Here is a 26,536-nt window from a genome sequence, read left to right as displayed (position 1 = left end):
CATCGCAGCAGGGGACGCAGACGTGCATCGCACGGTGGGATGAGGGCTCAGAGCCCCGCGGTACCCGACCTGCCGTGCCAGGAGCGCCACAGTGCGGCGTACGCCCCGTCCGCCGCGACCAGCTCGTCGTGCGTGCCCAGTTCCACGATCCGGCCGCCCTCCACGACGGCCACCCGGTCGGCGTCGTGCGCGGTCTGCAGCCGGTGCGCGATGGAGATCACCGTGCGGTCGGCACGTACGGCCGCCATCGCCCGCTCGGCGTGCCGCGCCGTCGTGGGATCGAGAAGCGCGGTGGCCTCGTCCAGGATCAGCGTGTGCGGGTCGGCCAGTTCCACCCGGGCGAGGGCCAACTGCTGGGCCTGCGCCGGGTCCAGTGCGATTCCGTCCGCACCGCCCAGCCGGGTGTCGAGCCCGTCGGGCAGCTCCTTCGCCCAGTCGGCCTCCACCAGCGCGAGCGCGGCGAGCAGCTCGCCGTCGCCGGTGTCGGGCGCGGCCATGGTCAGGTTGTCCCGCAGGGTCCCGATGAACACATGGTGTTCCTGGGTGACCAGCACGATGCGGTTGCCCAGCTCGTCCGCGGCGGCGAGGGCGGCGACCGGGACGCCGCCGACCGTGACGCCGCCCTCGCGCGGGACGTCGGCACCGGCCAGCAGCCTGCCCAGAGTGGTCTTGCCCGCGCCGGACGGACCGACCAGGGCCAACCGCTCACCCGGACGGACCGTCAGGTTCACGTCCGTCAGCACGTCATGGCCCTCGACGTAGGCGTAGTGGACTCCGCTCACCTCGATGCGGTCGTCGGCAGGCAGCCGTCCACCGGACGTCCTGTCCTCGGCCACCAGGCCGATCCCCTTGATCCGCGCGAAGGCCGCGCCGCTGCGCTGGAGCTGCTCCATCCAGAGCAGCACCCGGTCGAGAGGTTCGGACAGCTGCCACATGTAGAGGCTGACCGCGACGACCACGCCGAGCCCGGTCGAACCGTCGAGATACCCCAGTCCGCCCACCAGCAGCGTCACCGCCACCGGCAGGACGTAGGAGAACTCCGCGACGGGGTAGAGCACCGACCGCAGGCGCAGCGTCCGCCTGGCTGCCCGGTACGCCCTGTCGACGGCGCGGTCGGCATCGAGGACCCGCCGCTCGCGCAGGCCGAACGCCTCGACGGTACGGGCGCCTTCGGCGGTCGCGGCCATGACCTCCGCCGCGTGCGAGGCGGCTTCGCCCTCCGCGAGATAGGCGCCTCTCGCCCGGGCGAGGTACCAGCGCGACACCCACACGACAAGGGGCATGCCGACCAGTGCCCACAGTCCCAGCAGCGGGTGCAGCAGAAACACGGCGACGAAGAGGAACACCAGCTGCACCGTGGCGACGAACACCTCGGGGACCGCCGACCGCAGCGTCGTGGCGACGGTACCGACGTCCAGGGACGAGCGGATCGTCAGATCACCGGTGCCTGCCTGCTCGACGACCCGGGCCGGCAGCGCCAGCGCTCGGTCCACGACCTCCTCGCGCAGCCGGGCGAGTGCCCGTTCGCCGAAGCGGTGGGAGCTTCGGAGAGCGAATCTGGTCAGCACGAGCTGGGCCAGCGCGCAGGCCAGCACGCCCAGCGCCAGCCGGTCGACCGAGGAGACGGTTGCGGTCCCGGTCTCGACCCGGTCGATGATCCTGCCCAGCAGCCAGGGTCCCGCGAGACCCGCCACGGCGGCCAGGCTCGTGAGCACGACGACGTGAGCCATCGCCCGCCGGTCGGCCGCGATCAGCTGGAGGGAGGCCCGTCGTACGGTCGCGGCGTCCGCGACCGGCAGCCGCCACGGCTCGTTCGTGCCGCCGCTCATCGGGCAGTTCCTTTCCGGGGGCCGGCCGGCTGCTCGTCCGGCTCCTCCTGCCCGGAGGCGCCCTCTCTCAGGACGAGGGCGCGGTAGCCCGGGTGTTCGGCCAGGAGTTCACCGTGCGTGCCCACGGCGGCGATCTCCCCTCCCACGAGGTAGGAGACGCGGCTGCACCGGTCGAGGAGCAGCGGAGAGGTGGTGACGACGAGCGTCGTACGGCCCCGGCGGGTGTCACGGACCCGGCGGGCGACGTTGGCCTCCGTATGCGCGTCCAGCGCGGATGTCGGCTCGACGAGGAGGAGCACCTCGGGGTCGGCGAGCAGCGCGCGGACCAGACGCAGACGCTGGCGCTGCCCTCCGGAGACATTGCGGCCCTGGGGCTCCAGCCGGGAGGCGAGTCCGCCGGGCATGGCTGCGACGATGTCGTCCGCCGCCGCGGTCCACACGGCCCGGTCGATGTCCTCGGCCTCGTGGCCGGCGCTGACGGAGACGGCGGAACGGAGCGGGCCGGCGAAGAGGTGGGCGTCGTTGTCTGCGATCAGGATCCGGCGCCGGACCTCGGCCGGTTCCACGTCGGACAGGCGTACGTCGCCCCAGGTGACGTCGGATTCGACGAAGCGGCCGAGCCGGTCGACGACGGTACGTGCCTCGTCGAGACGGGCGGTCACCAGCGCTGCCAGCTCCCCCGGCACGAGGGCGAGTCCCGATGCGGGGTCGCGCAGTTCGGCGGGAACGGCCGGCGGCACCGCTGTGGCCGCGCCCTCCTCGACGTCCGGGGTCAGCCGCAGAATGCCGATCACGCGCCGGGCGGCGACGAGTCCGCGGGGAAGATCGTCCGCGCCCTCGATGAGGAACGCGACGGGTATGAGGAGCGCGGCGACATATCCGTAGGCGGCGACCATCTCGCCGACCGTGATGTCGCCGGCCGCCGCCATCCTTGCGGCGATCCAGGTGACGACGGCCAGGAAGACGACGGGCAGGCATGCCCCGATGGCCTGCACCCAGCTGGTGAAGGAGGCCACCCGGTAGCCGTCGGCCAGCAGTGCCTGCGACCGGTCCCGATACCTCCTGCCGAAGACTGCCTTGCCGCCGATCCCGCACAGCACACCGAGTCCGGAGACGATGTCACCGGCACGGGCCGTGAGCTGCCCCTGCTGTTCCCGGTAGGTGCCCTCCGCCCCGTGCAGTTTCCCGAGGAGCGGCCCGACCGCGACGGCGAGCAGCGGAACGCCGAGGAGCACCACGCCCGCCAGCACGGCGGAGATGGTGAAGAGCAGGACGGCAGCGGCCGCGTAGGCGACCACGGAGCCCACTCCGGGGCCGGTGATGGTCAGGGTCCGGGCGATCAGCCCCATGTCGCCTGCCTGGAGATGGCTCAGCTCCCCGACCGACACCTTGCGCGGCAGTGTGGCGCCGAGCCGTGCGACCTGCCGGACGACGACCTGGAGCGTGCGGTACGACGCGTCCATGCGGACCATGGTCATGGTGCGGTGCCGCAGCACTCCCAGCCCCGCGATGGCCGCGCCCAGCACCACGACGGCGACGGCCCATGCGACCAGGGCACCGGTGTCTCGCTGCCGGAGGCCGTCGTCGATGGCCCGGGCCATGAAGTAGGGCGGCAGCATCAGCGCGCACATCCACAGGCTGCCCCACAGTGCGCCGAGCAGGACGCGACGCCGCTGACTCACGACGAGCCACCACAGATACCGCGCCGGGCTGCGGACGTCCGGCGTCCCCGGGTCGGTGTACGGAACGCGGTGGTCGTGGGTGTGCGGCTCGGGCCCGTCGGTCATTCCGGCCGTCCCGGCCGCGGTTGCGGCTGGGGTTGCGGACGGACGTCTCTTCCGATGGCGCAGCGCATGCGTGTGGGCCTCCGAAGGGTGATCAAGTGACCCCGAGTCTACGGAGGTTCCCCGGGCCGCCCGCAGCTGCCCTCGCCTCGGCGGACACCCCGCCACGGACCGCCCCATCACGGAGAGTGACCGCTCCTGGAGTGCGGAGTAGTCCGATCGGAGGTATCAAGAAAGGACCATCCAGGTGATCGGAGCCGGGCCATGGACGACTATCCCCTTCTCAACGTCTTCCTCACGATGTTGTGGTTCTTCCTCTGGGTCATGTGGTTCTTCCTGCTGTTCAAGGTGATCACGGACATCTTCCGTGACGACACCCTCAGCGGCTGGGCGAAAGCGGCCTGGCTCATCTTCGTGCTGCTCGTGCCGTACCTCGGCGTCTTCGTCTACCTCATCGCCCGGGGCCGGAGCATGGGCGAGCGGGACGTGAAGCAGGTGCAGCAGCAGGAAGCGGCGTTCCGTGACTACGTCCAGAAGGCGGCGGGAAGCGGCGGAGGCTCGGTGGACGAGCTGGCAAGACTCGCCGAGCTGAAGGACAAGGGCCACATCAGCCAGGAGGAGTTCGACCGGGCCAAGGTCAAGATCCTCTCCTGATCACCCTGCGTCACAGGGCTGGCGGCATCATGCGGGGGCATCCTCGGGCCGTCGGCCCCACGCAGTGATCATCCCGGGCGAGAGCGCGGCGCAGTCCGGTGATTCCAGGTATCCGATCGCGGCGTCCACCGTGGCGTCGTCCGCCAGTCCGGTGGCCGTGATGGCACCCCTCGCCCGATCCCATGTCCCCGTCCAGAAGCGGCTGATGGGGCTGCCCGGCAGCAGCGGAGGCACATGGATCTCCGCCGCGACGGATGCCAGGCCCGCTTCCCGCAGGAGCTGCGGGTAGCGGGGCACCCAGGTGATGTCGGTGCCGATGGTGTCCTTCAGCCCCCGCCACATCGCCCTCATCACCTGCGCGTACGGGGTGGTGGGGGCTGTTTCACCGGTCAGGTCGATCGCGTCGCTGAGGACCAGCACACCGCCGGGGGCGACGAGGGTGCTCAGCTTGGTGATCATCTGCTGCCACGACGTCAGGTGCATGAGGACGAACCGGGCGTGGACCAGCTGGAAGCGGCCGGGGTCGAAGTCCGGGGCGGTGATGTCCGCCTCCAGCGCGGTGAGCCCGGCCGTGGGGTTTGCGGTGAGGAAGCGCACGTCGCGGTCGACGGCGAGCACGTCGGCGACGCCGGCCTGGTGCAGCAGACGCCGGGCGACCGTGCCGGTTCCGGCGCCCAGGTCCAGGCAGTGCCACCCCGGGCCCGCGCCGAGCTGCATCAGCCGGGTCAGGGTGAAGTCGTCGTAGGTGAGAGCTCCGAGATCGATGCGCTCGTCCTCGCCAGCCCGCTCCGGCCTGAAGACCGCCTCGCCGTAGCTCATGCCGCCGATCCTCCCCCGTCCGGCGCCCGCACGCCCGAGGCACGCCGTACGGCCTGCCCGGTTCAGTCCGAGAACGAGCCGTGGCGGCCTGCGCCGCGCGTGAACCGGCCGGCCCCGGACCGGGTCTCGCCCGCGGTGAGCGGGACCATGCCGTGCCGGTACTCGGCGGCCAGGGCATCCGGCTCGCTCAGGCCGTGCTGTTCCAGGACGGAGAGTCTGTCGTGGCGCAGACAGAGCTGGGGGAACGCGGCGATCTCACGGGCGAGTTGCTCGGCCGCCCCGCGTGCCTCGCCGGCCGGGACGAGGCGGTTGGCGAGCCCCATGTCGTACGCCTCGCGCGCCGGGACGGGCCGGCCCGTGAGGATCATGTCCATGGCGCGGCTCTCACCGATCAGCCGCGGCAGTCGCACGGTGCCGCCGTCGACCAGCGGTACGCCCCAGCGACGGCAGAACACCCCGAAGACCGCGTCCTCCTCCGCGACCCGCAGGTCGCACCAGATCGCCAGCTCCAGTCCGCCCGCCACCGCATGACCGGAGACCGCGGCGATCACCGGCTTGCTCAGCCGCATCCGGGTCGGACCCATCGGACCGTCGCCGTCGGCCTGCACCGTGTTGCCGCGCTCGGTGCCGATGCCCTTGAGGTCGGCGCCTGCACAGAAGGTGCCGCCCTCGCCCCACAGCACGGCGACAGCCGCGTCCCCGTCCTCCTCGAACTCCCGGAAGGCATCGGCGAGCAGGAGGGCCGTCGGTCCGTCGACGGCGTTGCGTACCTCTGGACGCGCGAGGATCACCGTGAACACGGGGCCTTCGCGCTCGATCCGTACCGCGGGCGTGGGCATGGCCGGCACGATAGACGCCACACATACAGTCCGTCCAGACTGTTTGTTTGTTCATATGGGGTGCCGTACTCTCCCGCCATGCCCGCCGCACCAGCCACCCGACGCACCCAGGAGCAACGCCGCGAGGAGACACGGCAACGCCTCCTCGACGCCACGATCGGCTGCCTGGTCGACTACGGATTCGCCGGCACCACCACGCACCGGGTGCAGGAGCGGGCAGGCGTCTCCCGAGGCGCACTGCTGCACCACTTCGCCTCCAAGGCCGATCTGCTCGCCGCCGCGATCCGCCATGTCGCCGAGCTGCGCCTCGCGCATATCCGCAGCGAGACGGGCAGCGGCTCCCGGAACCCGCACAAGGGCCTCGAACTGCTCCGCGCCGCGATGTCGGGGCCGTACTTCCTCGCGGGTCTCGAACTGTGGCTGGCGGCCCGCACCGATCCCGAGCTCAAGGCGGCCCTGCTGCCCGCGGAGCGCGAGGTCGGCGCCGCCCAACGCGCCGTGCTCGCCGACATCTTCGGCCCCGAGGTCGTGGCGCGCGAGGACTTCGCCATGCTCTGCGAATCGCTGCTGGTCCTGCACCGCGGTCTCGCACTGACCGGCGTGCTGCGCGAGAACACGGCGTTCGACGAGGAGCTGTTGCGGCTGTGGGCGGAGCGGTTCCTGGCCGCCCGGCCATAGGGCCTGCCGCATCGCAGTCGGACGAACACCACGAACGAACGGCGCCCGCGGGCCTGCGAAGCCCGTGAGGAAAGGACGCACATGCTGGAGGCGCTGGGCCTGACCACGGCCGAGTCCCAGGTGTACCAACTGCTGGTCGGGGCCGGGCGCTGCCAGGTGGACCGGCTGGAGCAGCGGACCGGCCTGACCGCGGCCCAGCTCGAACAGGCGGTCGCGGCACTGGCCGCGAAGGGGCTGGTCGCCCTCACCGACGACCTGCCCGCGCAGCTGATCCCCGCCCCGCCGGACATCGCCGGTGAGACGCTGCTGCTGGCGCGCATGAACGAACTGCAGTCCGCCAAAGGCGTTTTGCAGCGACTCACCAAGGAGTACCGCGAGGCGCTCCGGCCGGCAGCGCTGGAGGAGATCGCCGAGATCGTGCCGGCCGAGACGTTGGCACAGCGGTACGAGCAGCTCCAGCTCCGCGCCCGCCGGGAAGTGCTGCGCTTCGACGCCCCGCCCTATCTGCTGGTCGACGAGTTCAACGCCGCCGAGCTGGAGCAGCTGGCAGCGGGGGTGCGCTTCCGGACGGTGTACGACCGGGCCGCCATCGAGGGATATGCGGCGCGGCTGGAGATCCGCCGATACATGGACGCCGGTGAACAGGCCCGCGTGCTGGCCAGACTCCCGGTCAAGTTGATCATCGTCGACCGGTCCACGGCCATGCTGGCGGTGCGGACGGACGACGGGCGGCCGCCGGGCGCCGTCGTGCAGATCCACCAAGGCCCCCTGCTCGACGCCCTCGTCGCACTGTTCGAGCTGGTGTGGGTCACGGCGCTCCCCCTCGACCCGTCACCCGGCGAGACGCACCGAGGCGAACTCTCCGGCTCGGACACCCATTTGCTGCTCCTGCTCCTGTCCGGTCTCACCGATGACGCGATCGCCCGCCTCATGGGGATCGGCAAGCGGACCGTCAACCGCCGGGTACGCGGTCTGATGGATCTGGCGGGCGCTTCGAGCCGGATGCAACTGGGGTGGCACGCCTGCGAACGCGGCTGGATCACGGCTCAGGACCTGGACGGACTGCAGCCGCCGGGCATCGGCCAGGAGGCGTAGGGCCCGCATCGACGGCCCGGCGGCGCCCACATGGCGGACCTCCGTGGCGGGCATGCGCCATGTGGCGCGTATCCGCCGCGCCACCTCTGGAAGACGCCCCGACCGGAGAGCTAGGTTCCGGGCGGCGCGCGGAGTCGGCCGGACGTTCGGTCGGTCCCCCTCGGCATCAGTTGCCCCGCAGCGCCCACCAGTTGAGCGTGAAAGGACAACCGATGCAGAAAGCCCGCCTCAGACGGGGGCGCACCGCCCTCGTCAGCGGGATCGCGGTGACAGTCGCCCTGTCACTGACGAGCCAGCTCGGAACCGCGACAGCGGACACACCCCCGGCGCCTCTCGACCTGAACAGCCGTCCGACGCTGCAGAAGCGGGCGGCGACGACGACGGCGGCGACGCTGATCACCGGCGACAGGGTCTCGCTGACCACCGAGCCCGACGGCAGGCAGGCGGTGGCCGTCGTCTCCGGCGCGGGGACGTCCAAGACGTTCGAAACCGTCAGCGGACAGAACGGCGACCTGTACGTCTACCCGGACGACACCACGGCCGCGGTCGCCTCGGGCACGGTGGACCGTGAGCTGTTCAACGTCAGCCGGATGGTGCGGGACGGATACGGCGACGCCAAGGCCGACGAGATACCCGCCATCGTCGACTTCCAGGGCACGCCGTCCGCCACCGCCCTGAAGCACAGGGCCGAGGATCTGCCGGGCAGCCGGAGCATGCGGGTCATGCCGAGGCTGGGGCTGTCCTCCGTACACGTCGGCAAGGACGGGACGAAGGGCTTCTGGCACGCCGTCAAGCCGACGGCGAGCAGGGCCCGCGGCGGTGACGGCGCCGTGGTGCCCGGCAGCGCCGGGGTGGCCAAGCTCTGGTACGACGGCATGGCGACGGTCGCCCTGGACAAGAGCGTGCCGCAGATCGGCGCCCCGGAGGCTTGGGCCGCGGGCTACGACGGCAAGGGGGTCAAGGTCGCCGTCCTGGACTCCGGCGCGGACCTGAACAACGCCGACATCGCGGCCGAGATCACCGCAAGCCAGAGCTTCATCCCCGGCCAGTCGGTCCAGGACGGCCACGGCCACGGCACCCATGTCGCCGCCACCGTCGCGGGCAGCGGCGCCAACTCCGGCGGCACGCACAAGGGTGTCGCCCCCGGCGCGGAGCTGCTGGTCGGCAAGGTGCTCAGCAACAGTGGGCAGGGCCCGGCCTCCAGCATCCTCGCCGGCATGGAGTGGGCGGTCGCCCAGGGCGCCGACGTCGTCAGCATGAGCCTCGGCGGACCCGACGCCCCCGGTGACGACCCGATGACCAGCGCCGTGAACGCGCTCAGCGCCTCCTCGGGCACCCTGTTCGTCATCGCCGCGGGCAACGACGGCCCCGGCGACAGCACACTGGGCACCCCCGGCGCCGCCGACGCGGCCCTCACCGTCGGCGCAGTCGACAAGTCCGACGTGATCGCCCCGTTCTCCAGCCGCGGGCCGCGTCTCGGCGACATGGCGATCAAGCCGGAGATCACCGCACCGGGTGTGCGCATCGTCGCCGCCCGCGCGGCCGGCACCACGATGGGCACGCCGGTGGACGCCAACTACACGGCGGCCAACGGCACATCGATGGCCACGCCCCATGTGGCCGGCGCCGCCGCGATCCTCAAGCAGCGCCACCCGGACTGGACCGGGCAGCGCATCAAGGAGGCGCTGACGGCCCACGCCAAGTCCTCCGACGAACTGACCCCGTACCAGCAGGGCCACGGCCGGGTCGATATCCCCGCCGCGCTCGACCCGTCGCTGGAGCTCGCCGGGACCGCCGACTTCCGCGTGATCCCCTGGCAGAAGGGCACGTACGAGAAGCGGACCCGCACTCTGACGCTGCGCAACAACGCCACGACCGACACCGTCGTGACCGTCGCCGCGGCCGCCGAGGACGCGAGCGGCGCCGAGGTTCCCGCCGGCTCCCTTTCCCTGTCGGGGACCGGGCTGTCCGACGGCCGGGTCACCGTCCCGGCCGGCGGCACCGCCGAGGTCACCCTCACCCTCGACCCCAACGGTCTGAAGACCGGCCGGTACAGCGGCTCCGTCACCGCGACCGCCGCGAGCGGTGAGTCGGTCCACACAGCGCTCGGCTTCGTGCGGGACGTCGAGCAGTACGAGGTCACGCTGAACGTGAGCGACCGCTTCGGCAGGACCCCCAGCGCGTTCAAGTTCACCCTGCACGGCCTGGACAACACCGTCTGGGAGAGCCAGACCCTCTACGACACCGGCACGGTCACCGTGTCAGTGCCGCTCGGGCACTACTCCGTCGAGGGCTCGGTCTACTCGGCCGCTCCCACCGGCGGCGCGGTCTCCCATGCGGCGGACCTGTTCACCGTGCCGAACATCGAAGTGGCCGACCAGGACCAGAGCTTCACCGTCGACGGCACCACCGCCACCGACCTCGGCGTGAAGATCGACGGTGAGAAGCGGCCGCTGGAGACCGGCCAGGTGGCACTGCAGATCGTCCGCGACGACGGCACGATCAACAGCCACTCCAACTTCGTCGGCATCAGCGGGTCCGGCAACAGGTCCGACACCAGGTTCGGCGCCATTCCCAGTGCGGGCGCCACCTCCGGTGCACTGCGGGTGGAGACCTTCCTGACCCGGCGCGAGCCGCTGGTGCAGTTGGAGGTCACCGGCCCAGGACGGCTCAGCATTCCGCTGAAGTCCTCGGTGTACGCGAAGCGGTTCGAGGGCACCGAGCGCACCGAGCTGGTCGACCTGGGTGCGGGCACCGAGCAGGACTTCGCCGGTGCCGACGTCAAGGGCAGGACCGTCCTGGTCTCCGTCCCCGATGTCACCAAGGCCGGCGACCAGGCCGTCCGGGCCGCCGCCGCCGGGGCCACCGCTCTGATCGTGGCGCCCGCCGACCCGGGACCCAGCGGCAGCGGTGTCCCCGCCGGCCAGACCGTCCCGGTCGCGCACGCCACCTTCGACAACGCGGCGACCCTCAAGGGCCTGCTGGCCAAGGGCAAGGTCCGGATCGCCCTGAAGGGCGTCCTGGAGTCGGGCTACAGCTACGCGCCGCACTTCACCGACGACCGCGTCCCCGCCGACCTCGCCAAGACCGTCGACGTGGGAGCTTTCTCCAAGGTGAGGAACACGTACCGCTCCGACGGGGCGCGACGCCTCGGCGCCGAGTACCTGCCGGCGTGGGGTCCGAAGCAGTGGACCGCGCTCGCCGACGGTCAGCCTCTCTACCAGGGCACCACCCGCGACGACTACTTCATGGCGGGCACCGGGGTCTCCTACATGCCGAGGGTGGCGGCCAATTTCAACACCTTCACCTGGTCGATGTCCGATGTGCGCACCACCTTCGGCACGCCGGGCAAGTCCTACACCCGCAGCTGGTTCGCCGGTCCGGTGCGCCCGTCCCCGTACGAATTCGGGCCGTGTGTGTTCTGCCGCACCGACGTCTGGCAGAAGCTGCCCGGCAGCAGCGGTGGCGACAACGAGCCCACCCACACGTTGGCGGGCCTGACCGGCACCTGGAGCTTCTACCTCAACGGGCAGCCGATCACCGGCTTCAACCAGCTGGTACCGGAGAAGGCGGACTACCGGTACGTGCTCGACCAGAAGCCGGCCACCGACGTCCCAGGCGTCGAGCTGGGTAAGCAGGTCCGCACCGAGTGGAACTTCCGCCAGGCGGCACCGACCACCATGGCCGTCAAGGACTGCGACACGGCGTTCATTCCGACCCCCAAGGTCTGCGAGCCCATGCCGGTGGTGTTGCTCGACTACGACCTGCCGCTGAACGAGCTCAACCAGGCGCGGGCCGGCCTGCCGTTCACCTTCACCGTGGACGGCACCAGGGCCAAGGGCTGGACCGGCTCCACCGCGATGGCCGGCGCCAAGGTCTCCGTCTCGTACGACGACGGCGCCACCTGGAAGCAGACCAAGGTCCTGCGAAAGGACAGCAACTCCTTCCAGGCTCTGCTGTGGCACCCGAAGCTCGCGGACACCAACGGCTTCGTGACCCTGAGGACCGAGGCCTGGGACGCGGACGGCAACCGCACGACCCAGACCATCACCCGGGCCTACGCCCTCAAGTGAGGCCCTGAACAACTCGCGCACGAGGCGCCCCGCCGGCCTGGGAGAGGCCTGCGCGGGGCGCCTGCGTGCGTGCAGTGTGGCGACGATCACGTTCTCGCCGGCCGGTCACCTTGCGTGGCCCGCAAAGCCACTGGCACTGGCCGATCAGGGCATAGCGATCACGCCGATCCTCTCGGCGATCACTGTCCGTCCGCGAACCGGCGAAGCGTCCTCCGGTTACGCAGAAACGCCAACTCCCCTGCCACACAGGCGATCTACGATGCAGCGCGGTCGCCCCACCGGCCCTCCTTTCCCCGTCCGACCCCCACAGCACCAGGCGGACGAGGAACCGACCTGCGCGGTCCGCCCGTCCAGGGCGGGCCGAGAGGAGTTCTTGCATGCGCACAAAGCACATCGGGATGCGGCTGGCGACTGCGGCTACTGCCGTGGTCGCGTCCTTCGCCGTCGCACCCCAGGCCCAGGCGAGCGTCGCCGGGGCATCGGCGGCCGTCGCGCCGGACTGCCAGGGAATCTGCGTTCTCGGCGTACGGGCCGCGACCCACCCGGAATTCGACCGCCTGGTGATCGACCTCGGCGAAGGAACGATCCCCGCCTGGACGACGAGCACGCAGACGGAGCCGCTGACGTGCTGCGGTGACGGCGAGCACACCGTCCCGATCTCCGGCAAGGAGTATCTGAAGATCTATCTGTCCCCGGCGACGCGATTCGACTTCACCACCCTCACCTCGGTGTACAAGAGCCCGAGTTACGAGACGTACAACTTCCCGAGCCTCAAGGGGCAGGGCCTCACCAGCATTCACGACCCCGAGGCCAGGGCCTTCCACATCGGCCTCGCTCTCGGCGACCACTCCTCGTACCGGGTGTTCAAGCTCACCGCTCCGAACCGCCTGGTCGTCGACATCAACCACTGAAACTCTGCGAACCGACAGGGAAGCGCTGTGAAACGAAGAATGCTCGGGCGGACGACGGCTGCGCTGCTGGCCGCGTTCTGCCTCCAGGGAGCGGTCGCGCCCCAGGCATCCGCGGCCGAACCCGGCTGCTGGCGAGGGGAATGCACGGGCAAGGACCCGTACGCCATGGCCTGTGACGACGACGCCGATGTGCTCGACCAGGTCAACATCGGCGACGACATCGAGGTCAAGCTGGTCTGGTCGCCGGAATGCCAGGCGACGTGGACGAAGGTGACCATCAAGGCGGGTTACACCGAGCCGGTCTACGGCACCCACTGGTACACGCCCACGCTGGGCGGTGCGCAGAAGGCGTACCCGACCGGTCTGCTGGATGCCACCCACTCGACCGCACACTCCGCCATGGGCAACTGGAAGGCCACCAACAAGGCCTGCTGGAACAAGATGGATCCCACCTTTGATCCGGCTCCGCTCACGATCGAGGACATGCGGCCGGTACTGCCCGGCATGAACGGCCACTGCACCGACTGGATCTGAGGGGGGACGTCACATGAGAAGCTCCATGCGAAGAGAGCCGGCGTATTACAGAAAGCCGGTCGTCGCGATAACTGCTTTAGCCGCGGCTGTGTCACTGCTGCCGCTGTGGGGGCCGGCGGAACCGGCCGAGGCCGCGCCGCCGGTGGCGAAGGGCGCCAAGGCGCTGTTCGCCGAACCGGCGGAGGCGCTGGGGGACGACTGGAAGAGTTCGTCCGACATCGCGGTGCAGGGCACCGGCGACTCCGACGGCTTCCACATCCTGGCGGCCAAGGAGAGCGAGGGGTTCGCCTTCAAGGAGGTGGCACGCCTCACCCGCAAGTCCCTGGACGTCGGTCCGTGGACGGGATACGTCTGCACGACGGGCTCCGGCCGCTACGCGGCGGCGGTGTACGCCCCGTCGATGATCGTGAACAGGCCCGACGCCATGGCGCACGGCGCATTGGCCGCGGTCATCCGGCTCTCCGACGGAAAGGTCACGGAGGTCACCGAAGGCGTCCAGCTGTCCTACTTCTCGCCCGGGTGCGGTGACGGCGACCGGGTGCTGTTCACCAGCAGCTCCATGACCGACCTCGGTACGGGCGGCACTACGGTGATCGAGGCCGACGCCACCGACGGCAAGGTGCTCGGCACGAGGAAGTTCAAGGGCCAGCTCACCCACCCGTTGCCCACTGCCAAGGGCGACTACGGTGTCCTCGGGGGCAAGCTGGTCCGCCTGTCCGGCAAGGGGGCCGCGGCCCGCGCCACGGCCGAGACCGCGCTTCCCGGGCCCGTGTTCGCCCTCAAGGCGTCGTCGCAGGGCGCGCTCGACGTCGGTGTGGTCGAGAAGAAGAAGAGCGTTCTCACGCGCTGGCACGGCGGCAGACTCGACCGGCTCGGTTCCGCTCCGGTCGGCCGGATCAAGCTCTTCTCACGCAAGGGCGGTGACATCGTCGTCGGCGACGTCGACGGCATCGACACCTCCAAGGCGCCGGGCCTTCGCAAGCAGCCGCTGAAGGACCGCGCGGTGGGGGTGTCCAGGGAAGGGAACCTGGTCACCACCTCGGTGGCGTCCGAGCAGATGAAGGGGATCACCGGCAGGCTCGGATCCCCCTCGGACTCGGGTGCGGGAATCATCCGCATCGAGGGAACGGCCACTGAGTCCGGTACCGCCTCGACGTCCGCCGTGGCGACGCCGTCCGCCTTCGTGGCTGCGGCGGGCCGCGACGACATCGAGCCGCGCAACTGCGGTGAGGGCGCGCTGGAGTCCCAGTGCATGGCCGGATTCGGCATCCAGACCCACGAACCGGCCGTGGTGTTCGAACACCCCTGCCTCGTCAAGCGCAACAACCCCAAGCGGCAGGCACTGCAGCCGAGCGCCAACCGCGTCGAGTGGGCCGTCGACCAGGCCGTGCACGGCCGGCTGACCATCCAGCGTCCTGCCGACTTCCTCGACACCGGGACCCCCGCGTACAGCCCGCAGGGCATGTTCCCCAAGTCCGGTCTGACCGGTGGCGGCACCGTCCCGGCACAGGTCATGCTCGGCATCCTCGCCCAGGAGTCCAACTTCAAGCAGGCGTCCTGGCATTCGGTCTACGGCACGTCGGGCAACCCGCTCCACCCCGACATCTTCGGCAACGGCCAGAGCATCCACCACTACCCCGACAGCTCCAAGTCGGACTGTGGTTACGGCATCGGTCAGGTGACCACCGGAATGTCCGCCAAGCACCCGCAGCCCTTCTCCACCAACGAGGCTTCCGCCATCGCCACGGACTACGCGGCGAACATCGCCGCCGGTCTGCAGAACCTGTCCGGCAAGTGGAACCAGCTCAAGAGCCTCGGCATGCAGGTGAACAGCGGTGAGAGCCGCTACGTCGAGAACTGGTACATGGCGCTGTGGGGTTACAACAGCGGCGTCTACACCGACCCGTCGCAGAACGGCGGCCGTACCGGTCTGGGCTTCTTCAACAACCCCGCCAACCCGAGCTATCCGCCGGACCGCGCCGGGTTCCTCCGGCTGAGCTACGACGACGCCTCGCACCCCGGGGACTGGACGTACCAGGAGAAGGTCCTGGGATGGGCCGAGCACCCGCAGCTCACCTGGAACAGTGAGCCGTCGTACTCCAAGCCCGACATGCCGGAACTCGGTTACCTCACTCTGCCCAAGAACAAGTACGGCTTCTGCACCCCGCAGATCAACAACTGCACGCCGGACACGGCCAACCCGTGCCCCGCGCTGGACAGCTCCTGCTGGTTCCGCGGCACGTACACCTGGATCCAGAACCAGAGCACGGACAACTCCTCGGTGGAGAGCCTCAGCTACGAGCTCGGTTCGGGCGAGCCGGAGCTGAAGCGGAAGTATTCGACCGGACCGTGCATCGACCCGCCCAACGGCAACCACAACGCGATCGTCGTGGACGATCTGGCGGCGCACGAGGACACCTACGGCTGCGGTGACTTCGAAGGCGCGGAGGACGGAAAGTTCTCGCTCCAGCTGGGCGACAACGTCGTTTCCTACCGGACCGACCAGACCTTCCGGGCAACGCCGTACATCGCGCAGATCGATCTGCACCAGCTGGGCGCCGGCTACGACGGGCATTCCTTCTTCACCCACAGCTACCCGACGGACGACTTCTTCCACAAGGTCACCGGCCGGTGGGAGGTCAACCCGAAGTACCTGCCCGGCCCCGACCAGCCCGGCGGCCAGCGGTACAACGTCTGGATCCACCTGCCCAACCACGGGGCCGAGGCGATCGTGAAGTACAACTTCATCCCGGGCAGGAACGACGACGGCGCCGTGAAGCGCTCGTGCCGGCTCAACCAGAAGACCAGGAGCAACGGCAAGGACGTGTGGATCGAGATGGGCACCCTCCCGTTCTGGAAGGGCGGCCGGGTCGAGGCCGACAACCTGCACGACCCGGGCACCGGCGACGCCAATGTGGCCTTCGACGCGGTCGCGTTCGTCCCGACCTTGATCCCGGACGACGGCGTCTGCGGGTTCGGCCAATGAGGCCCGGGGCGGGGCATCCGATGCGCCGGTGCGTGCTGCTGACGGCCGCCGTCGTCACGGCGGCCGGCCTGTCCGGCTGCAGCAGTGAGACGCAGCAGCAGGACGCCGCCGGGAAACCGGCGGCGGGCCGCTCGGCCACGGCCGACGGCCGGGCCGCGTCGTCCCCGTCCGCCAAGGCGCCCTCGGCGGTGACCCCTTCCCGCGGTCCGTCCGCGGCGAGCTGGCCGCGCCAGGCGACCACGGCCGACAAGGCACCGCGCACCGGCAGGATCGGTCCCATTGCCGACGGGTACGGCGGGGAGAGCTTCCTCCGCGCGTTCGCCAACAGGTGGAACATCGAGCTCGGCGAGCGCAGGCTCGTCGAGGTCTCCGGGGGCGGCGAGTCCTGGCAGACACAGGGAAGTGCCCGGAGCAACGGCGTCGAGACCCTCTCGGTCGGCGCCGTCGTCAGCAGGTCGGGTGACCTCGAGTCCGTGTCCTGCCTGGCGTACGGCAAGGTGGCGGGCCTGGAGGACTTCCTGAAGGGCTGCGCACAGCTCGATCATCCGAAGGCGGACAAGGCCGAGGCGGCCGACTGGCTGACCGCCACCAAGAAGCAGGTGGACGGTCTCTACGCGACGAAGAAGATTTCGTGCGTGGGCCCGATGTACGTGTCGGGCGGGGCCGCGATGCTGCTCTGGGAGAGCCCGCCGGCAGCCCCGCGCCAGGACGGTCCGACCTACTGGCTGCGCGTGTTCGGCGGAGGTATCGCCGAACACGCGTGACACCGCGGCACATCGGACGAGGAAAGGGCCGGCGCTCCCACTTCGTGGGGGCGCCGGCCCCTTGTCCGTCAGCGGTCGGCGCGCTCGACGGACAGCAGAGCTCCCAGGGCGACGATGCCCACGAGCAGCAGCGTCGGCAGATGGGCGCCCGGGGTGTATTCGATGCTGTTGAGGTGGTACCCCGCGCCCAGGAACCAGACGAGAGAGCAGCCGATGACCAGCGGGTGGTTCTTCCTCTCGCGCAGGACGCGCATACCGGCCCACAGCAGCAGCGGCATCACCAGCAGTAGTCCCAGGGCCCAGGTGACCAGCCACACATCGGTACCGGCCCAGGCGTTGTCAGGATCCGCCTCCTCCCTCGCCCGCGTGGCGGCAAAGCCCACGCTCAGGACGAGGTGGCACACGAGCACGGCCACGGCGGTGACCGCCGCGCCCTTGAGGGGCCGCGCCGCTCGGGAAGCGTTCATACGTTCCATCTTTCCGGAAACGGCTACGGGGCCCCGAGTATCCGTACTCAGGGCCCCCGTGTCAGCCGGGTGATCAGTGCAGGAGCGGCGAGCCCGTCAGGTTCCAGGTGATCGCGCCCTTGCCGTCGCCCTCGATGTCGTAGACGACGGTGGCGTCGGACGAGTACCACAGGTTCGCGTCGAACGTGGCCGACGGAGCCGTGCACCGCTGGTCGTCGCTGTTGCCCGCCCAGTGCTCGTTCATCTGTGCGGTGAAGTCACAGGTCTTCGAGGTGACGATCCTGTCCGGCTCGCTGGGCCCGGTGCGGGACTCCAGCCGGTTGGTGACCTTGACGGACGTCCACCGCTTGCCCTTGTCCTGGACCTGGTCCTCGAGCATCTGCCAGAAGATGGCACTGTGGGCGGTCACCTTGCCGCTGGTGACGTCGGTGCAGTTCTCGAAGAACATCCTCGTGTCGGGCTTGAGGCCGGGCAGGTCGAAGTCCCGGCTGTTGATGGTCACGTCCGAGCACGATCCGACAGCCGCGGCGGGAGAGGCGAAGGTGATCCCGCCGGCGAGCACCGAGCCGGCGATCGCCATGGTCGCGAGGGTCTTCCTCACAGTGTGTGTTCCCTTCGGTAAGGAATCCCGGAGGGGCCGGTCGGCCCCTCCGGGTGGGCTGTCAGCCCTTGAGGGTGGTCTCGAGCGCGTCGGCGTACAGACGTGCGCCGGCGGGCTTGGGGTGGAAGGACTGCATCGACGGCTGCGGATTGTCGTTGTCCGCCCGCGACTTGCCGGTCATGACGACGCCGTGCACGGTCTCGGTGTCACCGCAGATCGCCTTGCCGGCGAACACCGCGCGGGGATCGGAGAACACCGCGTTGACGCCGTACGTGGCCTTGGCGTCCGCGGCCGCACCCTTCATCTCCGCGGCGAGGGTGTTGGCGAGGCTGCCGATCCACTCGCCCTCGACCTTCTCCATGTTGAGGATGCAGGAGCCGTTCTTCTCCAGGAGGCTCGGGTAGCCCATGAGGACGACCTTCGCGTGCGGCGCCTTGTCGTGGATCATCTTCAGCGTCGCGGTGATACGCGGCCGGATCTGTTCCTTCAGCCACTTCGGCGCCCACTCGTCCATCCGGCCCGTATCGCCGACGAGCTTCTCGCCCGTGTCCGGGTCCACGTTCTGTATGGACCCGGCCTGGCAGTTCACCAGCCTCGGCAGGACGCACTCCTTGACGATGTCGGTGAACCGGGCGTCGTTGCCGCCGACGGACATCGTGACGAGGGTGGTGTTCTGGTCCAGGTACCCCTGCTTGATCTGCGGCAGTTCGCTGCTCTGGCCCTTGTTCAGCACGTTGTAGGTGCGGGCACCCGAGCACGCGATGAAGTGGTAGTCCATGTTCGCGTCCCGGCTGTCGGCCATCGCGCCGATCGACTTGCTCTGACCGGGCAGGGTGGCCTGACGGGACCAGGCGATCTTGGAACGGTGGCAGGCGTTCTTCGCCTTCGGCTGCGTCTTGTCGTAGTAGTCGGACTCGGCGTAGTAGTCCTTGCCTCCCGGCGCGGTGGCTCCTTCGCCGGACGAGTACGAGTCACCCATCGCGACGACGAAGTTCTTCGGCTTCGCGGTGAGCGGCTGGAAGGCGACGGAGTCCCAGGCGACGTCCTCGTCGCCGGTGCCGTCCTGCGTGTCCGTGTCCAGCGACACCTTCGGGACGCCGGTGAAGTTGAACACGCCGAGGTCGACCCACTTGTTCTCCATCACACGCTGCGGATGCACACGGAACGGGCTCGTGGAGTCCGTGCCGCTGATCACGTAGGTGGCCTGGCGGGTGTGGGCGCCGTGGTCGGGGATGTGCGCGAAGACGCGCATCCAGCCGCGCTTGGACGAGTTCAGGGTCCAGGTGCCCTTGACGTACATCCGGGACCCGTCGCTGTCCGACATCTTGGAACGGGTATGGGAGAACCAGAAGTGGTTTCCGTTGCCCGCACCGATCTGGTGCATGTCGATCCGCCCCGAGGGTGAGGCGAAGTCGAAGGCGAACGACCCCTGTGAGGAGACACCCGCGCACCGGTTCATCGACCCTGCCGGAATCATGCCGTTGGGCAGGTCGTCCACGATCATCGAGCCGGCGGGAAGGCCGGTGTTGCAGCGCGGCGGATACGAGTTGGCGTCCAGCTGCTCCGGGTAGGTCTTGTCGAACCGGTGAATCGCGTTGCCGCACTGCGCGTTCTTGCAGATCTTCCACGAGACGGACTTGTTGAACCAGCACTTCAGATACAGCGGGTTCTTCGTGTCCGGGTCGCCCGGCAGCAGGCAGGGCCCCTTGCCGGTCTCGTTGGACGCGCCTTCACCGATCTTCGACCGGTCGCAGTTGTTCGAGCTGTCGCAGAACGTGCCGAGCGGCGGCTTCGCCAGCGTGCGCTCCAGCGGGGTGGTCCACCACGCGGGCCGGAAGCCCGGCTGGAAGTCGCCCGGGGCGAACATCGCGGAGATCGGGCGGGCGGCCCAGCCGATCACCTTCTCCTGGTACGGCCAGTCCTGCGGGTGCGCCGCGTGCGAGTAGTCGTCCGCGCCCGACTCGGACTCGAGGAACGGGGTGCGGTTCTCCTTCCACAGCGGGCTGGCCGGGTTGTTCGTCCAGCCGACGCCCCACTTGCCGGAGTTGCTACCCGCCTGCGACTTGGGGTGATAGCCGGTGTTGTACGTCCACAGCGCGTAGAACCAGTTCTCGATGTACCGGGGATCACCATCGTTGATGGTCAGCCCGTCGCCCCGGGTCTGGTTCCACTTCTCGACCAGGATGTTCACGCCCGCGGCGATGTTCGCCGCGTAGTCGAGCGCGACGGCCTCCTGCTGCACGGTCGTCTTGGGCTGCTCGTCCTTCTTCTCCTTGCCGTGCATCCGCATGCCGTCGGTGACCTGGGTGACGCCGTAACCGCAGTCCGCCTCGGCGAAGTTGATCGCCCAAGGGTCCTGCTGCTCGCCGTCCGCCGCGTACTTGACGCCGTAGAAGTTGCCGATCAGAGAGTTGCCGGTGACGCCGGGGACGACGGTACGGGCGGCCTGCCACATGTTGGACTCCTGCGCGGTGATGCCGAGCATCACCTGTGCGGGAACATGCCAGTCCTCGCCCGAGCCGCCCTTGAGCGGTGTCAGCGGGAACAGCGACTGCGGCGCGTAGGCCGCCATGCCGGTGTTCTTCCAGTTCGCCAGTCGCGTGGCACCCGAGTTGAGGTTGCCGACCACAGCCTGGTCCACCGCCCACTCGATCTGCCGGGGCGTGGGCTGGAACGCCTGCTTCTTCGCGTCACCACGCGGCACGGAGCAGTACCGGTCGGCATCGACGGTCCCGCCGGCCTGCGCCGAGAACCCGCCCTTGGCACGCGTCGTGGTCCCGGTGCGCAGCACGGGGGACGGCGCGTTGCCGGCACGCGCCGACCCGGCCCCGCCGACACGGTCACCCGTGGGCGCGTCCAGGACCACGGTCCTGCCCGTGTCGAGAGCCTTCAGCGTGGTGCGGACCGTCCGCTCGCTCAGTGCCTCCTCGGGCCGGATACGGGAGTCCTTCCCGTCCGCCCACCGCGACGTCACGGCGGCCTGCCCGTGGCTGGACAGGGACGCGCCCTTGGCCAGCCCGCCCGGGTTGTTGAGCACACCCGCGGCACGACCGGTGGACGCCGCCCTGCCGGTCACGTACACCTCACCGGACGAGGTCGTGGCCAGGTCGAACTTCGTGAGCTTGCCCTCGGCGAGAGTGGCCGGCCGGGTCTTCGCGCCTGCCTTGCGCAGGTCACCCGCCGACACCCGCGACACGGTCGCGGTCTCGTCGGTGGCGGCGCGGGCGCCGGCCGGGCGCGGTGCCCGGTCGATGAAGGTCACACCGCCGTCGGCGTCCGCCTTGAGCTGGAACGGAGTGGCCTTCGTGGTGGCCACCTCGCGCACCGTGGTGCCGTTCACCTTGACGATGTGGTTGCCGCGCGCTGCCGCGATGCCGCCCCCGTCGACGGGGATGGCCGAGGTCACCTGGCCGGGGACGACCGCCTTGGTCCCGACCTTGCCGGTCGCCGCGTCGACGGTGACCAGGCGGGTCTCCTCCTTCTGTGCCGTGTCGTCGGTGAGCGCGGTGAAGACGGCGTCGTCGCCCTGGCCGCAGCCCGGCGAGAAGTAGCCCAGAGTCGCCTGGAACGGCAGCTTCGTGATGGCCCCGCTGCCGAGGTCGACCACGGCGGTGAACGCACCGCGCGTCATCATCTCGGGCTTGTTGGTGAAGGTGCGGGGTGCGTAGGCGACGGCCGCGTACTTACCGGATCCCGTCACGCACGCGTTGCCGATCCACGTGTCCGTGTCGAAACCGGACTCGGACAGCGACGCCGCTGTCCGCCACCGGTAACCGTCCTTCTCGTCCGCCGTCAGGACGTGGAAACCGGTGCCGTCACCCGAGGTCGTCCACGCGGTGTCCTCGGACGTGCGGTAGTCCTTGCCGAGCGTCCCGGCCCGGTCCTTCACCGGGACGGCCGACGGCCTGGTGGCCGGCGTGCCACCGTTCGCGTCGCTCGCGGCGGGGCTGCTCCAGCCGTTAGCCGCATCAGCAGGCGGGACGGGGCTGCCGGCCGCGAATGCCTGGCTCGTGGAGATGCCGGCGGCCAGCGCCATGCCGACAACTGCCGCAATCGGTATACGACTTCGTCTGTATCTGTGCCGATTCATGCTTCAACTCCCCCTGTGTACAAGCGCCACCGCCGCTCCGGCCCGCGGTACTGCGGCAGGGTGATGAGAGCGGTGGACGTGGTCCCTGTGCCTGGGGCACGGGGACCTGCCGAGGAGCACACGATGTGGTCCCCGTGAATCCGACGTGGTCATGGTCGGGACCGGAGCGGGGAGCAACAGACGGGCCCATGCACCCCGTCTTCACGAAATCGCCCCCCTGCGATCACATCGGAAGTTACCAAGTCACCTATCGCCCAGATCACTTCAAGATCGGACGACTTGGATCATGAAAGAGCCACAGTGTTGCGCACGTCACACCTCACGACCTGGTAGGTGAAGTGCCGCAGCAGGGGCGCGAGTTGCTCGACGCGCGGCCGAGGCGCCCACCGAGGCATTCGGTGCATCGAACACATGATGGACACTGCGATCCGCCGCCTGTACGGTGCAGCAACGCGCGGCCGGGATCACTCCGGGCCGCGCCGTGCCGGCAGAGCAGTGTGCCGATTGCTGACGGAGGGGGCCGTTATGCGTATCGCGACATCCGATGAGCGCACCCGGGAGGGACTGCGCGCCGACGACGCGTTCAGCCGCTCCGCCCTTGCCGTCTTCCATCTGAACGGCAGATTCGGGGTCCTGCTCGACCGGTTGACGCTCCCGTCCGGACTCAGCGCCGCCCAGTGGCAGATACTCGGCGCGGTCGAAACCGGGCCACAGCCCATTTCCGGCATCGCCCGTCTGCTGGGCATCACCCGTCAGAGCGTGCAGCGCATCGCCGATCTGCTGGTGGATCAGGGCCTCGCCGACTACCGCGCCAACCCCGCGCACCGGCGCGCCAAACTGCTGGCAGCCACCGAGCGCGGCGCTGCCGTGCTGCGTGAGATCGATGCCGGTCACGCCGAGCTCGCCCGGCAGCTGTGCCGGGAGCTGGGCGGGGAGAAGGAGTTGCGCAGGGCCACGGAGGTGCTGCGCGAGCTGTCGCTCGCACTCGGCGCCGTCGTTCCGCACGCCGGGTCCTGACGCCGCGAGCAGGGCTGTCGTCCTCCTGGAGCGCCGCAACACCAACGGCCCGCCCGTGGCCGGAAATCGGCGCCCACGGGCGATGTCTCCCCTCTGATCAGGCGCGCTTGTCTGCTGTAGCGTTACCGGCCTGACTCAGGTCACAGGCCGGGGGGACCAGTGAATCAGTTCGTCTTCAGAATGCTGGGGCCGCTACTCGTCCAGGCCGATGGGGAACCGCTTCGCATCAAGGGCAGGCGACAGTCCACGGTGCTCGCGATGCTGCTGCTCTCTGCGGACCGGATCGTGTCGGTCGACACGCTCGTCGACGCTGTTTGGCCTGAATGCCCTCCGGCCACCGCCCGCAACCAGATCGCGATCTGCGTCGCGACGCTGCGCAAGACCTTCAAGGAGGCCGGGGAGAGCGAACTCCTGCTCACCTCTCCTCCCGGCTATGTGCTCGCCCAGGGCGCTCACCGCATCGACGTGGTGGAGTTCGTCCAGGAGGCCGAGCGCGGCCGGGACGCCGCCCGGCACGGCCGGGCCGAGGAGGCCTGCGCCCTGCTGGAGGAGGCGCTCAGCAAATGGCGGGGGGCGGCCCTCGACGAACTGTCCGGGGAGCGGATCGAGGCCGAGGCGGCCCGGCTGGAACAACTGCGTCTCGACCTCATCGAGGAGCGCGCCGGGCTGATGCTGGAGCTGGGCCGGCACCGGGTGCTGACCGGCGAGCTCGGCGACCTGGTCGTCCGGCATCCGTTGCGCGAGCAGTCACGCGAGCATCTGATGCTGGCGCTGTACCGATCCGGCCAGCGTGCCGAGGCCCTGGAGGTCTTCCGGCAGGGCCGCAGCCTGCTGAACGAGGAACTGGGCATGGAGCCCGGTCCCGCGCTGCAGCAACTGCACGAGCTGATCCTGCACGACTCGCCGGAGCTGACCCGGCCGCTCACCGCGGCCCCCTCCGGACCCGTGCCCGTCCAGACCGTCCCCGCCCAACTGCCCGCGGACGTCATGCGGTTCACCGGCCGCCAGGAGGAGCTGGCACAGCTCGACCGGCTGTTGAAGGAGCCGTACCAACCGCATGCGCCCGCCCTCGCGACGATCGTCGGGGTCGGCGGGGTGGGCAAGACCGCGCTGGCGGTCCACTGGGCGAGCCAGGCCGCCGAGCGCTTCCCCGACGGGCAGCTCTTCGCCGATCTACGCGGCTACGACGAGGAGAACCCGCCGGTCTCCCCCGCCGTGGTACTGGACCGCTTCCTGCGCGCCCTGGGGACGCCGGCGCCGCAGATCCCGGCGGAACCGGACGAGCGGGCGGCGTTGTTCCGCAGTCTGCTGAACACGCGCAAGGCACTGATCGTCCTCGACAACGTACGGTCGTTCGCCCAGCTGAGACCGCTGCTGCCGGGCGGCGGCCGCAGTGTCGTCATGGCCACCGGACGCGAGGCCCTGGACGACGTGACCGGTGACTACACCGCCCTGCGGATCAGACTGCGGGTCCTCCCCCCGACCGAGGCCACCACTTTGCTCACGAAAATCGCCGGCGTCGACCGCTTCGGCAGCGACCCGGTGGCCCTGGAGCAATTGAGCGCGCTCTGCGACTGTCTGCCGCTGGCGCTGCGGATCGCCGGGGCGCGGCTGGCGACCAAGCCCAACCTGACGGTGCGCGCGCTGGTGGAACGGCTGAGCGACCAGCGACGGCGGCTGGACGAACTGAGCCCGTCGGAGGGCGGGGTGCGGGCCGGCTTCCGGCTGACCTACCGCGATCTGTCCCCGGAGGCGGCACGGATGTACCGCAGGCTCGGGCTGCTGCGCACCGCGGACTTCGCGGCCTGGGTCGGCGCGGCCGCGCTCGGCACCGATGTGTGGCACGCCGAGGAACTGCTCGACCAACTCGTGGACGCCCAGCTGCTGGAGTCTGTCGACCCGGTGCCGGGCCGGGCGGCCCGCTACCGGTTCCAGGACCTGCTGCAGCTGTTCGCGCGCGAGCGTGCCGAGGCGGACGAGACGCCGGAGGAGTGCGACGCGGCGCTGGACCGGATCTTCGCCGCCTGGCTCTGGCTCGCCGAGGAGGCCCATCGTCGGCTGGACGGACGGGAGTTCCCGGTCGCCCATCCGCCGGAGCGCGCGCCCCGGTTCCTGGTGGGGGCGGCGGACGAGCTGCTGGAATCGCCACTGGACTGGTTCGAGTCCGAGCGCGCCACGGTCACGGACGCCGTGGTGCACGCGGCGGAGACGAACCGGGCACGGTACGCCTGGGCACTGACCGAGAGCGCCGTACCCCACTTCGAGACCAGGAACTATCTGGAGGACTGGCAGCGTTGCGCCGAGGCGGCGCTCTCGTCGGCCCGCCGCACCGGTGACCGGACGGGCGAGGCCACCATGCTGCGCGTGCTCGGTTCGCTCGCCATCTACCAGCGGCGCTACGAGCAGGCCGAGGGATGGAACCTCGCGGCGCTGCGGCTGCTCGGGGAGAGCGACGACGTGCCCGGGGCGGCCCTCGCACAGCGGAACCTCGCCATGTGCGCCCGGTTCCAGGGCGACTGGGACCGGGCCCTGGAGTACTGCCGGGCGGCATTGCAGGGATTCCACGAGGTCGGGGACACCGGCAACGAGGCCCATCTGCTCGGCTACCTGGCCCAGATCGAGCTGGACCGCGGTGAGGTGGAGCGGGCGCTGCCGCTGGCCGCCGACGCCGTGGCACTGAGTCGGCGGACAGGTTCGGTGCGCGCGGAGACGCAGAGCATCTATCGACTGGCCGAGGTGCGGCTGCGGGCGGGCGATGCGGAGCAGGCCGCCGAGTCCTTCCACGAGGTGCTGCAACTGTCCCGCAAGGAGGGCGACCGCGTCGGGGAGGCCCATGCGCTGCGCGGACTCGGCGAGGCACAGTGGACCCGGGGCCTGCTCACGACGGCCGAGCGCACACTCCTGCAGGCGCTGGAGATAACCGAGGAGCTGGCCGACCGCTTTCTCTACGCGCGCGTGGAGACCGACCTCGGCTGTGTCGAGGCGATCGCCGGCCACCGCGCGGCGGCGGCGGAGAGGTTCGAGCGGGCGCACGCCGCGCTGGGCGAGGTGGGGGCCCAGCCCTGGCGGGCGAAGGTGATGCGGTTGCTCACCACGGTGCGGGGCGACTCCGGCGGCGCGGGTGGTGCCGCCGGTAGCGGGAAGGAACGATCCCTCACGCCGCAGGCACTGCAACTCCTACTGGTCGACCGGCCGGACTGACCAGCCGCCGGGGCCTCGGGCGGTTCAGCCCCACGGCATGTCGTCGTCGGAGGCGGCGGGCGGACCGCCGGGGGCGACCACACCCCAGGGCATGTCGTCGGCGCTCGTCACCGTGCCCGGCTGCGTGCCGTGGCCGGGCCCGATGCCGGCTCCCGTGATCAGTCCCGCCAGTACGATCAGCCCTGCCATCGTCG

General features: G+C 70.2%; 18 protein-coding genes. 10 read left to right on the top strand and 8 right to left on the bottom strand.

Features of this window, described 5'->3' with window-relative positions:
* Positions 1–47: 47 nt before the first annotated feature.
* Positions 48–1,829, bottom strand: a complete 1,782-nt coding sequence (locus AC067Z_RS08595; protein WP_478788724.1) for an ABC transporter ATP-binding protein — start codon at positions 1,827–1,829, stop codon at positions 48–50.
* Entirely contained in the window at positions 1,826–3,616 is a 1,791-nt protein-coding gene (locus AC067Z_RS08590; protein ID WP_478788723.1) for an ABC transporter transmembrane domain-containing protein, read from the bottom strand. Before AC067Z_RS08590 ends, AC067Z_RS08595 begins: the two co-directional genes overlap by 4 nt.
* Before the next feature lie 261 nt (positions 3,617–3,877).
* Here AC067Z_RS08590 and AC067Z_RS08585 point away from each other — a divergent pair, with 261 nt between their 5' ends.
* Positions 3,878–4,267, top strand: a complete 390-nt coding sequence (locus AC067Z_RS08585; protein ID WP_478788722.1) for an SHOCT domain-containing protein — start codon at positions 3,878–3,880, stop codon at positions 4,265–4,267.
* Between the two features lie 27 nt (positions 4,268–4,294).
* On the opposite strand, the gene AC067Z_RS08580 is transcribed toward AC067Z_RS08585, so the two are convergent.
* Together AC067Z_RS08580 and AC067Z_RS08575 are read right to left on the bottom strand one after the other, a co-directional pair.
* Positions 4,295–5,086 (bottom strand): class I SAM-dependent methyltransferase, encoded by a 792-nt coding sequence (locus tag AC067Z_RS08580; protein ID WP_478788721.1) that lies wholly within the window; start codon positions 5,084–5,086, stop codon positions 4,295–4,297.
* Between the two features lie 62 nt (positions 5,087–5,148).
* Positions 5,149–5,925: a crotonase/enoyl-CoA hydratase family protein gene (locus AC067Z_RS08575; protein ID WP_478788720.1), complete on the bottom strand. Its 777-nt coding sequence runs from the start codon at positions 5,923–5,925 to the stop codon at positions 5,149–5,151.
* Between the two features lie 78 nt (positions 5,926–6,003).
* On the opposite strand from AC067Z_RS08575, the gene AC067Z_RS08570 reads away from it, so the two are divergent.
* The 7 genes from AC067Z_RS08570 (at position 6,004) to AC067Z_RS08540 (ending at position 16,966) form a co-directional block, all read left to right on the top strand.
* The gene (locus AC067Z_RS08570; protein WP_478788719.1) at positions 6,004–6,603 is read left to right on the top strand and encodes a TetR/AcrR family transcriptional regulator; all 600 of its coding nucleotides are present in this window, start codon (positions 6,004–6,006) and stop codon (positions 6,601–6,603) included.
* An 81-nt stretch (positions 6,604–6,684) separates the two neighbouring features.
* A complete protein-coding gene (locus AC067Z_RS08565) occupies positions 6,685–7,698 on the top strand; it encodes a helix-turn-helix domain-containing protein (protein ID WP_478788718.1) in 1,014 nt (337 codons plus the stop codon).
* A gap of 212 nt (positions 7,699–7,910) precedes the next feature.
* Entirely contained in the window at positions 7,911–11,771 is a 3,861-nt protein-coding gene (locus AC067Z_RS08560) for a S8 family serine peptidase (RefSeq protein WP_478788717.1), read from the top strand.
* 377 nt (positions 11,772–12,148) lie between these two features.
* Positions 12,149–12,682, top strand: a complete 534-nt coding sequence (locus AC067Z_RS08555; protein ID WP_478788716.1) for an AMIN-like domain-containing (lipo)protein — start codon at positions 12,149–12,151, stop codon at positions 12,680–12,682.
* A 27-nt stretch (positions 12,683–12,709) separates the two neighbouring features.
* Positions 12,710–13,216, top strand: coding sequence for a DUF2690 domain-containing protein (locus AC067Z_RS08550; protein ID WP_478788715.1), 507 nt, complete (start codon positions 12,710–12,712; stop codon positions 13,214–13,216).
* Positions 13,217–13,304: 88 nt separating this feature from the next.
* Positions 13,305–16,202: a hypothetical protein gene (locus AC067Z_RS08545; RefSeq protein WP_478788714.1), complete on the top strand. Its 2,898-nt coding sequence runs from the start codon at positions 13,305–13,307 to the stop codon at positions 16,200–16,202.
* A gap of 20 nt (positions 16,203–16,222) precedes the next feature.
* The gene (locus AC067Z_RS08540) at positions 16,223–16,966 is read left to right on the top strand and encodes a hypothetical protein (RefSeq protein ID WP_478788713.1); all 744 of its coding nucleotides are present in this window, start codon (positions 16,223–16,225) and stop codon (positions 16,964–16,966) included.
* Positions 16,967–17,034: 68 nt separating this feature from the next.
* Here AC067Z_RS08540 and AC067Z_RS08535 read toward each other — a convergent pair whose 3' ends face one another.
* The 3 genes from AC067Z_RS08535 to AC067Z_RS08525 all read right to left on the bottom strand — a co-directional run bounded on the left by AC067Z_RS08535 (position 17,035) and on the right by AC067Z_RS08525 (position 22,070).
* On the bottom strand, positions 17,035–17,433 hold the full coding sequence (locus tag AC067Z_RS08535) for a hypothetical protein (RefSeq protein WP_478788712.1): 399 nt from the start codon (positions 17,431–17,433) through the stop codon (positions 17,035–17,037).
* A 73-nt stretch (positions 17,434–17,506) separates the two neighbouring features.
* Positions 17,507–18,034, bottom strand: coding sequence for a hypothetical protein (locus AC067Z_RS08530; RefSeq protein ID WP_478788711.1), 528 nt, complete (start codon positions 18,032–18,034; stop codon positions 17,507–17,509).
* A 61-nt stretch (positions 18,035–18,095) separates the two neighbouring features.
* Positions 18,096–22,070, bottom strand: a complete 3,975-nt coding sequence (locus tag AC067Z_RS08525; RefSeq protein ID WP_478788710.1) for an SGNH/GDSL hydrolase family protein — start codon at positions 22,068–22,070, stop codon at positions 18,096–18,098.
* A gap of 579 nt (positions 22,071–22,649) precedes the next feature.
* Here AC067Z_RS08525 and AC067Z_RS08520 point away from each other — a divergent pair.
* Together AC067Z_RS08520 and AC067Z_RS08515 are read left to right on the top strand one after the other, a co-directional pair.
* Positions 22,650–23,141 (top strand): MarR family winged helix-turn-helix transcriptional regulator, encoded by a 492-nt coding sequence (locus AC067Z_RS08520; protein WP_478788709.1) that lies wholly within the window; start codon positions 22,650–22,652, stop codon positions 23,139–23,141.
* 159 nt (positions 23,142–23,300) lie between these two features.
* Positions 23,301–26,342, top strand: coding sequence for an AfsR/SARP family transcriptional regulator (locus AC067Z_RS08515; protein ID WP_478788708.1), 3,042 nt, complete (start codon positions 23,301–23,303; stop codon positions 26,340–26,342).
* 24 nt (positions 26,343–26,366) lie between these two features.
* Here the strand turns inward: AC067Z_RS08515 and AC067Z_RS08510 are convergent, their stop codons facing one another.
* On the bottom strand, positions 26,367–26,531 hold the full coding sequence (locus tag AC067Z_RS08510) for a hypothetical protein (protein ID WP_478788707.1): 165 nt from the start codon (positions 26,529–26,531) through the stop codon (positions 26,367–26,369).
* Positions 26,532–26,536: the final 5 nt, after the last annotated feature.

This window comes from Streptomyces sp. NPDC043812 (assembly GCF_056436245.1).
Note: the sequence above shows the minus strand (reverse complement) of the source record. Positions and strands in the feature narration are given on the sequence as shown.